At 68.4% G+C, this 13,158-nt stretch carries 16 protein-coding genes; 13 read left to right on the forward strand and 3 right to left on the reverse strand.

What is annotated here, in order from left to right; translation table 11 throughout:
- Nucleotides 1-13 precede the first annotated feature (13 nt).
- From map to truA, 10 genes are all read left to right on the forward strand, one after another.
- On the forward strand, nt 14-790 hold the full coding sequence (gene map / locus AB0M65_RS13205; RefSeq protein WP_364026067.1) for a type I methionyl aminopeptidase: 777 nt from the start codon (nt 14-16) through the stop codon (nt 788-790).
- A gap of 509 nt (nt 791-1,299) precedes the next feature.
- Entirely contained in the window at nt 1,300-1,521 is a 222-nt protein-coding gene (gene infA, locus AB0M65_RS13210) for a translation initiation factor IF-1 (protein WP_005166804.1), read from the forward strand.
- Nucleotides 1,522-1,557: 36 nt separating this feature from the next.
- Complete coding sequence (gene rpmJ, locus AB0M65_RS13215; RefSeq protein WP_004558882.1) at nt 1,558-1,671, forward strand: 50S ribosomal protein L36; 114 nt, start codon at nt 1,558-1,560, stop codon at nt 1,669-1,671.
- Between the two features lie 205 nt (nt 1,672-1,876).
- A complete protein-coding gene (gene rpsM / locus AB0M65_RS13220; protein ID WP_101612179.1) occupies nt 1,877-2,257 on the forward strand; it encodes a 30S ribosomal protein S13 in 381 nt (126 codons plus the stop codon).
- A complete protein-coding gene (locus AB0M65_RS13225; RefSeq protein WP_364026071.1) occupies nt 2,254-2,439 on the forward strand; it encodes a hypothetical protein in 186 nt (61 codons plus the stop codon). Before rpsM ends, AB0M65_RS13225 begins: the two co-directional genes overlap by 4 nt.
- An 18-nt stretch (nt 2,440-2,457) precedes the next feature.
- Nucleotides 2,458-2,865, forward strand: a complete 408-nt coding sequence (rpsK, locus tag AB0M65_RS13230; protein WP_020643222.1) for a 30S ribosomal protein S11 — start codon at nt 2,458-2,460, stop codon at nt 2,863-2,865.
- 23 nt (nt 2,866-2,888) lie between these two features.
- The gene (rpsD, locus tag AB0M65_RS13235; protein ID WP_037314696.1) at nt 2,889-3,494 is read left to right on the forward strand and encodes a 30S ribosomal protein S4; all 606 of its coding nucleotides are present in this window, start codon (nt 2,889-2,891) and stop codon (nt 3,492-3,494) included.
- Between the two features lie 127 nt (nt 3,495-3,621).
- Complete coding sequence (locus AB0M65_RS13240; protein ID WP_005166811.1) at nt 3,622-4,695, forward strand: DNA-directed RNA polymerase subunit alpha; 1,074 nt, start codon at nt 3,622-3,624, stop codon at nt 4,693-4,695.
- A 75-nt stretch (nt 4,696-4,770) separates the two neighbouring features.
- Nucleotides 4,771-5,334 (forward strand): 50S ribosomal protein L17, encoded by a 564-nt coding sequence (rplQ, locus tag AB0M65_RS13245; RefSeq protein ID WP_034304270.1) that lies wholly within the window; start codon nt 4,771-4,773, stop codon nt 5,332-5,334.
- A gap of 73 nt (nt 5,335-5,407) precedes the next feature.
- The gene (gene truA / locus AB0M65_RS13250) at nt 5,408-6,241 is read left to right on the forward strand and encodes a tRNA pseudouridine(38-40) synthase TruA (protein ID WP_364026095.1); all 834 of its coding nucleotides are present in this window, start codon (nt 5,408-5,410) and stop codon (nt 6,239-6,241) included.
- On the opposite strand, the gene AB0M65_RS13255 is transcribed toward truA, so the two are convergent.
- From AB0M65_RS13255 to eccE, 3 genes are all read right to left on the reverse strand, one after another.
- Nucleotides 6,211-7,182 (reverse strand): DUF559 domain-containing protein, encoded by a 972-nt coding sequence (locus AB0M65_RS13255; RefSeq protein ID WP_364026098.1) that lies wholly within the window; start codon nt 7,180-7,182, stop codon nt 6,211-6,213. The genes truA and AB0M65_RS13255 overlap by 31 nt on opposite strands.
- A 256-nt stretch (nt 7,183-7,438) precedes the next feature.
- Entirely contained in the window at nt 7,439-8,161 is a 723-nt protein-coding gene (locus AB0M65_RS13260) for a hypothetical protein (RefSeq protein ID WP_076163018.1), read from the reverse strand.
- On the reverse strand, nt 8,158-9,339 hold the full coding sequence (eccE, locus tag AB0M65_RS13265) for a type VII secretion protein EccE (RefSeq protein WP_364026101.1): 1,182 nt from the start codon (nt 9,337-9,339) through the stop codon (nt 8,158-8,160). The genes AB0M65_RS13260 and eccE overlap by 4 nt, the downstream gene beginning before the upstream one ends.
- A 564-nt stretch (nt 9,340-9,903) precedes the next feature.
- On the opposite strand from eccE, the gene eccB reads away from it, so the two are divergent.
- From eccB to AB0M65_RS13280, 3 genes are all read left to right on the forward strand, one after another.
- Complete coding sequence (gene eccB / locus AB0M65_RS13270) at nt 9,904-11,529, forward strand: type VII secretion protein EccB (RefSeq protein ID WP_364026077.1); 1,626 nt, start codon at nt 9,904-9,906, stop codon at nt 11,527-11,529.
- Nucleotides 11,530-11,597: 68 nt separating this feature from the next.
- Nucleotides 11,598-11,912, forward strand: coding sequence for a type VII secretion target (locus AB0M65_RS13275; protein ID WP_364026080.1), 315 nt, complete (start codon nt 11,598-11,600; stop codon nt 11,910-11,912).
- A gap of 5 nt (nt 11,913-11,917) precedes the next feature.
- Entirely contained in the window at nt 11,918-13,081 is a 1,164-nt protein-coding gene (locus tag AB0M65_RS13280) for a WXG100 family type VII secretion target (protein ID WP_364026083.1), read from the forward strand.
- The last annotated feature ends 77 nt before the right edge of the window (nt 13,082-13,158 follow it).

A 13,158-nucleotide genomic window follows, 5' to 3' on the forward strand; every position in this document is an offset into this window, starting at 1 on the left:
TCGTCGTGGGCGCATGATCGAAATCAAGACCCCTGGCGAGCTCCAGGCGATGCGGGCGGCCGGTCTGGTGGTCGCCCGCACCCTCGCCGCGGTGCGCGAAGCCGCCAAGCCGGGAGCCACTACGGCCGATCTCGACGAGCTCGCCGAGCAGACGATCCGCGACGCCGGCGCGGTGCCCTCGTTCAAGGGGTACCACGGCTTCCCGGCGTCGATCTGCGCGTCGGTGAACGAACAGATCGTCCATGGCATCCCGTCGTCGGCGCTGGTCCTGGACGAGGGCGACATCATCTCCGTGGACTGTGGCGCGATCCTCGACGGCTGGCACGGAGACTCCGCGGTCACCCTCGCGATCGGTGAGGTGTCGAAGGCGGATCTCGCGCTTTCGGCGGCCACCGAGGCCGCGATGTGGGCGGGGATCGCCGCGGTTTCGTCCGGCGGCCGGCTCACCGACATCTCGCACGCCGTGCAGACCGCGGCTGAGAAGGCGAGCCGGGAAGACGGCGTCGAGTACGGGATGATCGTCGAGTACGGCGGTCACGGCATCGGTCGTCAGATGCATATGGACCCGTTCCTGCCGAACCTCGGCAAACCGGGCAAGGGCCCGCGGCTCAAGACCGGGATGGCGCTCGCGATCGAGCCGATGCTGACCGGTGGCGGTGGTGAGACCGTCGAACTCGACGACGGCTGGACCGTCGTGACCGCGGACGGCTCGCGCGCGGCGCACTGGGAGCACACCGTCGCCATCACCGATGACGGCCCTTGGGTGCTGACCGCCCCCGAAGAGGCCTGACCCCGCTTCCACTCCCGCCCCGGCCTGCGTTTAGCCCCCTGATCGCGACCACCGGAGCGCGTTTAGCCCGCTAAACGCGCGTGGGCGCCGGAGCGCACTTAGGCCGCTAAACGCAGGTCGGCCCGTCGGCAGGAGGACCTCCCGGGCCGGCCGCCGAGGCCTCCCCGCGTCGCCCCCAACCGGGTGCACCTCGACCCGCGGAACCCGCCAGATCACGGGCCCGCCGGAGCGCGTTTAGCCCGCTAAACGCACGTCGGCGGGGGCGTAGGATGGTGAAGGTCGCTACAGGTGGGCTCAGGGGTCACCTAACACAGTCACCCCCCGTTTGGGGCTCACGACACGGGTTGCGTACACTGTCAAGTCGGTGTACTCATCGCGCCCGGATCCTGCGCGCTCGTGACTTCTCGCGAACGACATTGGACCCGGGGAGGAGTGTGCCGAAGCACCACCCAGCCAAGCACTCAAGCTCTGACTGATAACACAGCGTAGCGACAGGAAATGCGGAGGACATGGGCAAGAAAGACGGGGCCATCGAGGTCGAAGGCCGCGTAGTCGAGCCGCTCCCCAACGCGATGTTCCGCGTCGAGTTGGAGAACGGCCACAAGGTCCTTGCACACATCAGCGGCAAGATGCGGCAGCACTACATCCGCATCCTGCCCGAGGACAGGGTTGTCGTGGAGCTCTCGCCCTACGACTTGTCTCGTGGTCGCATCGTCTACCGCTACAAGTGATCACGACGAGTTAGCACAAGCAGGAGAGCAGGAGACGTGAAGGTCCAGCCGAGCGTCAAGAAGATCTGCGACAAGTGCAAGGTGATCCGCCGTCACGGCCGGATCATGGTGATCTGCGAGAACCTGCGGCACAAGCAGCGGCAGGGCTGATCACTCGCACTCGTTCAGAGTGGATTGACGGCTACACAATCTCCCCGCACCTGCCGGGCCGTGCGAACGGCCCGGTTCACCCCCGGACTTCAGGCCGGGGCCGGGACACCCGAAGCGCGAGCCAAGGGCACGACAGGCGAGTCGGTCCCGGGACCGGACGGGGAGCAGACCTGAAGACGAATTCTATGAAGGAGCATCAACGCCAATGGCACGACTCGCTGGCGTAGACCTCCCCCGCGAAAAGCGGTTGGAGATCGCGCTGACTTACATCTACGGCATCGGCCGTACCCGCTCGAAGCAGCTCGTCGCGGCTGCCGAGCTCAACGCGGACACTCGCGTCAAGGATCTGAGCGATGACGACCTCGCCAAGTTGCGGGTCTACATCGAGGAGAACTTCAAGGTCGAGGGTGACCTTCGCCGTGAGGTGAACGCCGACATCCGTCGGAAGATCGAGATCGGGTGCTACGAGGGCCTTCGTTGGCGTCGCGGACTTCCCGTCCGTGGTCAGCGCACCAAGACGAACGCCCGCACCCGCAAGGGTCCGAAGAAGACGGTCGCCGGCAAGAAGAAGGCTGGCAAGAAGTGAGCCTCCAGGGCAAGAAGGTCGTGCAGATGGGCGGCGTTCACCGTCGCGGCTCGGCTTGTGTCTCGCCCAAGGCGCTCTACGCCCGCCCGATGGCGCTCCGCAACCTGTACACCGACGCCGGATCGATCATCCGTCGCGGTCAGGCCGAAGCGGTCGCCGCTCACCAAGAGAACGCGCGCTAACAGGAGAACCCTCAGAACATGCCACCGAAGTCTCGTACTGCGGCGGGGGCCAAGAAGGTCCGCCGCAAGGAAAAGAAGAATGTCGCGCACGGCCACGCGCACATCAAGAGCACCTTCAACAACACCATCGTCTCGATCACGGACCCGACCGGTGCCGTGATCGCGTGGGCGTCGAGTGGTCACGTGGGCTTCAAGGGCTCGCGTAAGTCCACCCCGTTCGCCGCGCAGATGGCCGCCGAGAGCGCCGCCCGCAAGGCTGCCGAACACGGCATGAAGAAGGTCGACGTCTTCGTGAAGGGCCCGGGTTCGGGCCGCGAGACGGCGATCCGCTCGCTGCAGGCCGCCGGCCTTGAGGTCGGCACCATCCAGGACGTGACCCCGCAGCCTCACAACGGCTGCCGCCCGCCCAAGCGGCGCCGGGTCTGAGGAACGGGGAGGAGTAAGAAGAAATGGCTCGTTACACCGGCCCCGCGACGCGTATTTCGCGTCGCCTCAAGGTTGACCTCATCGGCGGCGACCAGGCTTTCGAGCGTCGCCCCTATCCGCCCGGCCAGCACGGCCGCGGTCGGATCAAGGAGTCCGAGTACCTCCTGCAGTCGCAGGAGAAGCAGAAGGCTCGTTATACCTACGGCGTTCTCGAGCGTCAGTTCGTCCGGTACTACAAGGAAGCCGTCCGGCGTCCCGGTAAGACCGGTGAGAACCTGCTGCAGATCCTCGAGTCCCGCCTGGACAACGTGATCTACCGCGCCGGCATCGCCCGCACCCGCCGTCAGGCGCGTCAGCTGGTGAGCCACGGCCACTTCGTGGTCAATGGCGTCAAGGTCAACGTGCCCTCGTACCAGGTCAGCAAGTGGGACATCATCGACGTGCGGCCGAAGTCGTTCGCGATGCTGCCCTTCGTCGCTGCGAAGGAGTCGTTCGGCGAACGTCCCGTTCCCGCGTGGCTCCAGGTTGTTCCGTCCAACCTCCGTGTGCTGGTCCACCAGCTCCCGGAGCGCGCTCAGATCGACGTTCCGGTTCAGGAACAGCTGATCGTCGAGCTCTACTCGAAGTGATCCATCACCGGGCCGGGGAAACCCCGGCCCGGTGTGGGCACGGGCGGCGGCGTCCTGAGTGCGCCGTCGCTTCGCCATCCCTTTCGGTGTCATATGGCGGGCGCCGTTTGGAAAGGAATTAGGAAAGATGCTGATTTCCCAGCGGCCGGCTCTCGGCGAAGAGACGGTCAACGAGACCCGCTCCCGGTTCACCATCGAACCGCTGGAGCCCGGCTTCGGCTACACGCTCGGCAACTCGCTGCGTCGCACGCTGCTGTCGTCCATTCCGGGCGCGGCCGTGACGAGCATCCGCATCGACGGCGTGCTGCACGAATTCACCACCGTTCCCGGGGTGAAGGAAGACGTCACCGACATCATCCTGAACCTCAAGGAGCTCGTGGTGTCCTCGGAAGAGGACGAGCCGGTCACCATGTACCTGCGCAAGCAGGGCCCCGGTGAGGTCACGGCTGCCGACATCGTGCCCCCGGCCGGTGTCACCGTGCACAACCCGGATCTGCACATCGCGTCGCTGAACGGCAAGGGCAAGCTCGAGATCGAGCTCGTCGTCGAGCGCGGCCGCGGTTACGTTCCGGCCCTGCAGAACAAGCAGGCGGGCGCGGAGATCGGCCGGATCCCGGTCGACTCCATCTACTCCCCGGTGCTGAAGGTGACCTACAAGGTCGAGGCGACCCGTGTCGAGCAGCGCACCGACTTCGACAAGCTGATCCTGGACGTGGAGACGAAGCCGTCGATCACGCCGCGGGACGCCGTCGCGTCGGCCGGTAAGACGCTGGTGGAGCTGTTCGGTCTCGCGCGCGAGCTGAACGTCGACGCCGAGGGCATCGAGATCGGCCCGTCGCCGCAGGAGGCGGACACCATCGCCGCCTACGCGATGCCGATCGAGGACCTGGACCTCACCGTCCGGTCGTACAACTGCCTCAAGCGCGAGGGCATCCACACCGTCGGCGAACTGGTCTCGCGCAGCGAGGCCGACCTGCTGGACATCCGCAACTTCGGTGCGAAGTCGATCGACGAGGTCAAGCTCAAGCTCGTCGGTCTCGGCCTCGCGCTGAAGGACAGCCCGCCCGGGTTCGACCCGACCGCGGCCGCGGCCAGCTACGACGGCGAAGGCTGGTCCGAGGGCGTCGACAGCATCACGGACGGAATTTCGGACAACGGCCACGACGATGGCCAGGACTACGCAGAGACGGAGCAGCTGTAAGGCCAGCTTCGGCTCCCTCACCGGTAGGGGTGGGGGGGCCCCGGCCTCCAGCTGTGAGCTGAACGAGGAGAACCGATGCCCACCCCCACAAAGGGACCCCGTCTCGGCGGGTCGCCCGCGCACGAACGGCTGATCTTGGCCAACCTGGCCACCCAGCTGTTCGAGCACGGCAAGATCACGACGACCGAGGCGAAGGCCCGGCGGGTGCGCCCGCTGGCCGAGAAGCTGATCACGAAGGCGAAGCGGGGCGACCTGCACAACCGTCGTCAGATCCAGCGCATCGTGCGCGACAAGGACGTCGTGCACAAGCTGATCGCCGAAATCGGTCCGTTCTTCGCGGAGCGTCCGGGTGGCTACACCCGGATCACCAAGACGATGGCGCGCAAGGGCGACAACGCCCCCATGGCGGTCATCGAACTGGTGGCCGAGAAGACCGTCACCGCCGAGGCCGAGGCCGCGCGCAAGACGAAGTTCGCCAAGGACGAGCCGAAGGCCGCCGCTCCGGCTGCCGAGGAGACCACCGACGCCCCTGAGGCGGCCGACACGGCCGCCACCGAGGCTCCGGAGGCCACCGAGGCTCCCGCCGCCGACGAGGCCGCTGAGGCCCCCGCCGCGGACGCGGACAGCAAGAAGGACTGACGTCCTGACGGCACCGAACACCCCGGACGAGCCCGCCACTCCCACTGCGGAGGGCGGGCTCGTTCGTCTGCGTCTGGATGTCTCTTACGACGGCACCGATTTCTCCGGCTGGGCGCGGCAGCCCGGCCGGCGCACGGTTCAGGGCGTCCTGGAAGAAGCACTCGCGAAGCAGCCTCCAGGCGCCTCGGTCCCGAAGTCCGTCGTCGTCGCCGGCCGCACCGATGCCGGTGTGCACGCGGCCGGCCAGGTGGTCCACGTGGACGTGGCGCCTTTAGCGGGCAAAACGCGATCCGGTCGCCTGGAACTGGACGAGCAGGGCATCCCTGACCTGGGGCGGATGCGTCACCGCTGGAATCGGTACCTGCCGGGTGATGTGCGGGTGCTGGGTGCCCGCGTGGCAGCGCCTGGGTTCGACGCGCGGTTTTCCGCTGTGCGGCGGCACTATCTCTACCGCGTCTCGGACGCGCCTTGGGGCGTGGATCCCTTGCGGCGTCACGACACCCTCGCTTGGGGACGGCCGCTCTCGATCGACGCGATGAACGAGGCGTCGGAGTCTCTCTTGGGGCTCCAGGACTTCGCGGCCTTCTGCAAACAGCGGGAGGGCGGGACGACCATTCGAGAGCTGCAGCGGCTCGTCTGGCGGCGTACTGGACCGCACGCGGTCGAGGTCGACGTCTCCGCTGACGCGTTCTGCCACTCCATGGTGCGGAGCCTGGTCGGGGCACTGCTTCTGGTCGGTGACGGCCGTCGTCCGCTCGATTGGCCCGGCGGCGTCCTGGAGAGCCGTACGCGCGACAGCGCGGTCGCTCCCGCACACGGCCTCACGCTGGTGGCCGTCGACTACCCGCCCGACACCGAACTCGCCACCCGCGCCGATCAAACGCGCGCCATGCGCACCCCTTCCTGACCCTGCCCCGGATCCGGGCGCGGCGCGGTTAGCGGGCTAAACGCGCCGCGGCGGGCCTTCCAGACGGCCTCGATGATGCCTTTGAAGTCGCTCGCGAGGTCGTCGGCGGTGACGATGACGAAGCGCCAGCCCTCGGCTTCCACCTGTCTTCGGCGTTTGCGGTCGTGGGCTTGTTGCTGCGGCGTGTTATGCCATCGGCCGTCGTATTCGACGGCGACCTTGAACTTCTCATCCGCGAGGTCCAGGCGGGCGAGGAAACGGCCTTTCCGGGAGAAGACCTCGACCTGGGGTTCGACCGCGATACCACCGGCGGACAGGACTATTCGCAGTTCTGATTCCCGGGGCGACTCCGCGCGCGTATCGGACAGCCGTAAAGCATGTCGGGCCAAGCGGATTCCCCGATTGCGGCGACCGTAGAACTCCCTGTTGAGATGCAGGTCGGTCAGGTTCTCCGCCCTCATGAACTGGTCCAGGTCCGGGACGCCGATGCGGAGCCGCCGCACCCATCCGGCTTTGCGAGGAGAAAGCCGGAGAAGGAGGTCCAGCGCTACTCGGGTCCTGCGGGCGATACGAATGCCGTTCCACGGCTTCGATTCTTCGGGCTTGACCTCCGTGCGCCGGATCTTGATGCCGTCGATCGGGCCGAAGCGATGCTTCTCCGGGACGACCATTTCGACCGGGTCGCCGGGCTTGGCCAGTTCGACGCCCTGAATGGTCGCGGCCGATCGGCCGGTCAGCACGGCCTCCGGGGGCGCCAGCAACGCGGCACCCCGGCATCTCAGCTCGTGCGTGACTTCGGTGTGGGCTGGCGTGTAGACGTCCTGGAACAGCCTCCTGACGCTCGAACCGCGTAGCTGGCCCGCCGTGATGAGACCCGCTTTCCGTGCCTCGGAGCCGCGGAAGACGTCGGGGAGGTGGGTTGAATCGAATGGCTTGGTCATGCCCGACACGGTGATCGTCAGGACCGACAAGACCAGCCACTCGCGCCCTCACCGGGTCGACTTGTCCACAACCCCGGGGTTATCCACAGCCGGCACGATCGCCTCTTGACGGACCAACTCGCGACCCGCTTCCCGCCGCCGCGCGACTTTCGCGGGCTAAGTGCGCTCTGGGAGGGCGACGCAAAACGGGGGCACTGTCCGATGTGGACAGTGCCCTGCAGAGCGCACTTAGCCCGCGAAACGCGAAGCGGGCGGGTCAGTCGCCGCGGCGCACAGGGCCAAGGAGTTGCTGCTCTTTCGCCGTGGTGACCAGGCGAAGCGGGCGCCAGAGGTTGCGGCCCAGCGCGACGACCTGGTCGTCCTTCAACGTCGTGAGCTGCTTCATCATCTGCGGCGGGAGCCGCCAGATCCGCGCGGCCAGTTCGGCCTGCCCTGGCGGGAGCCGCTGCATCAGCACCAGGTCCGCCGCGTTCGCGGTCGCGCCTGCCTGCGGGTGCAGGTACGGCAGCACGTAGACCGTCGTCTGCCACGGCGACCGCGGCGGGAACAGGTCCTGCGGCGTCGGGCCGCCGTCGGTCACCACCAGCAGGGGCGCGTCCTCGGACGGCCGCGGCAGGTCGACCGGCGACAGCCGCCGGATCTGGACCAGCGGCGACGGCCTGCCGTTGGGCTGGTTGCCCGCCGCCTGGGGGAGAACCTGCCACGCGGCGGGCCGCCCGGTCGCCACGACGACCCACGCCCCGACGGCCATCGCCCGCAGCGCCACCTGACGTGCCAGGTACAGGCCGCCGACCAGCACGATCCGGGTCGGCGTCGAGCGCAGCGCGGAGATCGTCAGCGGTTCGCCTTTGAGCCCGGAACCGAGGACGATCCCGCCTCGGTCGCCGGACGGGCTGATCGCGTCGAGCATCGCCGGGTCGACGGTGAATTCCGGGGCGATACCGGCGTTCTGGCCGGCGTCGCGCATACGGGTGCTCATGCCGTGCCTCCGATCGGCAGGGTCGCGGCGAACGCGGAGATCTGCAGGCCTCGCAACGGCGTCAGTGTCACACCCAGCCGGTCCGAGATCCCTTGCAGCCGCTGGTCGGCGACGTCCAGTTCACGCGGGTTCCGTGCGCTCAGGCGCACGATGCCCCGCAGGCCGATCTTGCCTTCGTCCGCGGACGGGGAGATAGACATCGCGACCGTCGCCGACAGCGCGCGGACACTGGTCAGCGCGTTCAGGCTGCCGCTGATCTTGCCCTTCGGCCAGCTGGTGATCGCGTAGCTCGCGTGCCCGATGCCCGCCGCGGTGACACCGGTCCAGCGCTCCTGCAGGCCGACTTTCGCGGGCGAACCGGCGACCGCGGTCAGTTCCGCGGCCGAGATGCTGGACCGCAGCAGCTCATCCGGGTCGAGCGGCCGGGTCGGCACGCCTTGCGATTCCAGGGCGTTCCGTACCCGCGACAGCGCGCCGATCAGCGCGCGATGCGCACCGACGACGCCGCCACCGCGTTCGCGGATGGCCGCCGGGCACCGGCGCGGATCGAGCCGGATGGCGACCCACGTGGTCCGCCGCGCGGCGGCGGGAAGCGGGCCGAGCACCTCCATGTAGGAGCTCAGCGCGGGCGAATCCGACGGCAGCGCCGCGCTGCCCGGGTAGCAATGCCAGATCATCTGGATCGAGTCGAGGACCACGCCGCGGTCTTCGAGACACGGTGCGAGAGCCGACAGCGGCAGACTCGGCGCGCCACCGGCCTGAGTGATCAGCCCGGGCGCGGGTTCGACGAGCAGGACGGCGGTCCACGTCCCGTCGTTCCAGGCGAGGCCGACCTGCTGGCGTTCGTGGTCGACGCCGTGCGCGACGACGAGGTCGGGAACGGCGAGGCGAAGCAGGTTCACGCGGGCGTCGTCGGGACCGGTGACGGCGTCCTCTTCAGCGGCGAGCGTCTCGATGCTGCTCGGCGGAAGCGGATTCGCCACGCGATCATGCGAACGGAACGAGTACCGCATGGTAAGTCCGGCCCATTGCGTGAACCAGCGGCCGCCCCAGCGAAGGAAGGCGATGATGATCGCGAACGCGAGCACGCCGATCGCCACGTACTTCAGCTTCATGTCGATCGCCAGCAGGACGAGCCCGATCGCGAGACCGAGCTCGAGCGCGACGAGGTTCGCCACCGGCAGCGGGCCGAGGTTGATCCCACCGGTCCGGCGTCGCGACGGCGCCGCGATCCGCGCCACGGGTGCGGGCGGAGGACCGGACTGCGGACCGGGGCCACCGGGCGGAGGGCCACCTGGGCCACCCGGGCCACCGGGCGGAGGACCGCCAGGGCCACCGGGACCACCAGGTCCGCCTGGGCCACCAGGCCCCCCAGGGCCTCCCGGGCCACCAGGACCTTGCGGGCCACCAGGCCCTCCTGGGCCGCCAGGGCCACCGGGTCCGCGAGGAACACCGGGGCCTCCCGGGCCCCCGGCCGGACCTCCCGGCCCGCCAGGCCTGCCGGGCCTCGGCGGTGGTCCCGGCGGACGACCCGGAGGTTGAGACCCCGGAGGGCCGGGCGGACGTGGAGGAGTGGTGACGGACATCCGCGCTTTCTCTTCCCCTCGTGCGTGCTGCGTACCCGGAAAGCCGGTCCCGAGGAACTTGACACTAGCTGGAGTTGGTAGAAACCCCACACCAGACGGTCCCCGTACGGCTATCCTGCGGAACCGTACCGCGACGGGGAGGACTGTAGGTCGAGAATGCCATCAACACCGACTACTAAGTCTCAAGTTCAGGCTTATCAGTTCGTTCTGCGCCGGATGCAATCCGCGCTGGTCCGTCGCGACGCCGTCATGCTCCACGACCCGATGCGCACGCATACGCGCGCCACCATCGTGGGCATCGTGCTGGCCGCGCTTGGCGTCCTGGTCTTCGTGATCTGGGGGCTACTGAGCCCGAAGCCCTCCGTGCCGGAGGCGGGCAACATCGTCATCGGTGAACAGTCCGGGACCGTCTACGTCGTGGCGGGAAACCCGAAGAAACTGATCCCGACCTTCAACCTCGCGTCCGCGCGGCTGCTGATCATGGCGCAGTCGAAGCAGGGCACGCAGCAGGCGGGGGCGAAGCCCGCCGGGCCCCCGCAGGCTTCTGAAGTGAAGAACCCCACAGTGGTCTCGGATGAACAGCTGAAGAACATCCCCCGCGGCCAGCTGATGGGCATCCCGAACGGCCCGCAGCTGATGCCGACGGACACCCAGCGGGTGGCGTCGGATTGGGGCGTATGCGACGAGGTCATGTTCGACCAGACGGTGCCCCAGCCGGACCTCGCCAAGACGGAGACGACCGTCTACTCGGGTGTGAAACAGCTCGGGAACCGTGAGCTCGGCCAGAACGAGGCCCTGCTCGCCAAGGGCGCCAACGGCAGGACCTATCTGATCTATCGGCTGGCGTCGAATCCCAACCTGCCGAACGCGAACGCCGTCAAGGCCGAGATCAAGCCCGAATCGACCGCCGTCACTTCCGCGTTGAAACTGCCCGCCCAGTACCGCGGTATCTCCCAGGGGTTGCTGGACGCGATTCCCGAGGTGCCGGAATTGAAGCTGCCGGACGTCCCTGGCAAGGGCGAATCGCCCAACTTCGAAATCGAAGGACTGAAGGTCGGGGACGTCTTCTCCACCGAGCAGGCCGAGGGGAAGAAGGACTTCTACCTCATCACGAAGGAAGGGATCCAGCTCGTTTCCCCGGCCGTCGCGGACATCGTCCAGACCGGGAAGAACGACGGCAGTACCTCGGTCATGCCGGTGGCGCAGGGCAAGGTCCGCACCATCACGCGGGTCGCCCAGGGGCAGCAGGGTTTCGTCGAGGTCGAGTCCTACCCGCAGACCGTGCCGACCGTGCTCGACGCGACCCAGGGATCCCGGGTTTCCTGCCTGAGCTGGTCTCTCACCGGTGAGGGCGGCAGCAGGGACGGCCACACCGCGGTGTTCGTCGACGACAAGCTGCCGAAGGGCAGGAACGCCGACGGCACCGCGCCCGGCGTCAAGATCGGTACCCCCGGACCGGTCGGCGCGCCGATCAACAGCTTCTACATGGAGCCCGGTTTCGCGGCCGTCGTCCAGTCGGCCACCGGCAAGGAGACCTTCGACAAGGGGCCGATCCAGCTGATCTCCGATCGCGGGATCCGCTACGGGGTTCCCGATGCCGTCACAGCGGACTCGATCGGGCTCACCAAGCGGGTGCCGGCGCCGGAGGCGATCATCAGGATGCTGCCGAACGGAGCCTCGCTGAACACGCAAGACGTGCTCCGGACGTTCGACACCGTGCCGATCGATGACCGGGCGGGCACGGTGGCCACGCCGTCGCAGCAGGCTCCGGCGGGGAACTGATCGCGGGAACCTCCGGGTCGGCGCGAGCGTCTCAACGCCCAAGCACTACTGGGTGAGTGGAGGGTGCAGTGGCCGGCCTGAAGATCGACGGCGCCGTCGTCGGTGAGTATGCGAAGCGAGTGGACGCGGCCGCCGGGGAACTCGAACTGGCGGCCGCCGAGGTGACTGGAGACGGCGTCACCGTCGAATCCCACGGCACGCTGGGGGAAGAGCTGGGACTCGGCGCGTCTTACGGACGTGCGGCCGAGGCGATCCGGCGGCAGCTCGCCGAGGGCGCGGGCGCGCTGCGGTCGGCGTCGGAGGCTCTGCACACCGTGACCGCGCGGCATGCCGGGCACGACGACGAGGCCGCCCAGATGATCAAACGCGCCGTGGAGCTCTGAACCGCATGATCGCCGAGTCGGAGAACCCGACCGATTCCATCCCGCACCCGATGGCGTCCGCGCGCCCGGCCGCAGAGAGCGCGTTTAGCCCGCTAAACGCGCTCGGCTCGGGGGGCGACGACCTGGTCGAGGCCGCGGCACCGCATCTCGCCTTTCTCACGGAGCTGTCCGGCCAGCTGGGGCTGATCGATCCGGTCGAGACCTACCTGGCCCCGCTGGCGGGGCGCTGGGAGGACTTGAAGGACGAGGCGGACCGGCTCCGGAAGGCGGCGAAGACCACGGGCACCGTCTCCGCCGAACTGTTGGAGGACCTCGGCCGTCTGGACGCCGGATGGTCGGGCAAGGACGCCGACGCGTTCGTCGCGTACATCGGGGACATCAACGTCGCGAGTTCCGACGTCGAAGAGGCCCTCAACACGCTGGCGGGTTCACTCGACGAACTGGTGCTGTCGATCCGCCGCATCCTGACCGACCTCGTCGAGGTCCTGGTCGACACGGCCGAGCTGACCTCCGAGACCGCGATGCTCCCGGTCGGCGGAGTCCGGCGGGCGCGAGCTCAGCTGGAGGAGACGCAGGAGTCGGCGAAGGCGCTTTTCGAGGCCGCTCGTGACGTCATCGAGGGCTTTGTACGGCTTTGCGACGGCGTCGACGACCCCGATGCGGCGTCGCGAAGCATCGAGATCGCTCATCGATACCCACAAGACGAGTTCAAGCTCCACGACGGTTCCGCGGCCGCCGGGGCGCCGGAGAAGGCCACTTCCGCCGGTTCTGAAGCCGCTGAGCCGGATTCCGGGGCTGCCTCCGACGAGCAGGTGACGTCGCCGTCCGCGGCGGATCAGAGTCCCTCCGACGGCCGGAAGACCGGGTCGCAGGAGCCTCTCATCGAGCAAGGGCAGGCGCCGATCCCGGAAGTCGCGCCCGTGCAGGCCGCGCCGGCGCAGAGCCAGTCCGCCGCGGGAGCGGGGGCGGGGATGATGCCGATGGGCATGGCGCCCACGGGGATGGCCGGGGGAATGGGCGGGGGAGGCGGGACGGCTCACCAGGCGAAGACGAGGCCGGCCACGAAGCCGTCCGACGTGGTCGGCGAGCCCGGCCAGGTCGTCCCGCCCGTGATCGGCTTGGACGAGACCCCGCCGAAGCCCGTCCCGAAGCCCAAGCCCGCCAAGTAGGTGCCCCTCCGGGTCGCGCGACTTTCGCGGGCTAAGTGCGCTCTGCAGGGCACTGTCCACATCGGACAGTGCCCCCG

Origin of the sequence: Amycolatopsis sp. NPDC051071 (genome assembly GCF_040682875.1) — a bacterium.
Lineage (GTDB): Bacteria > Actinomycetota > Actinomycetes > Mycobacteriales > Pseudonocardiaceae > Amycolatopsis.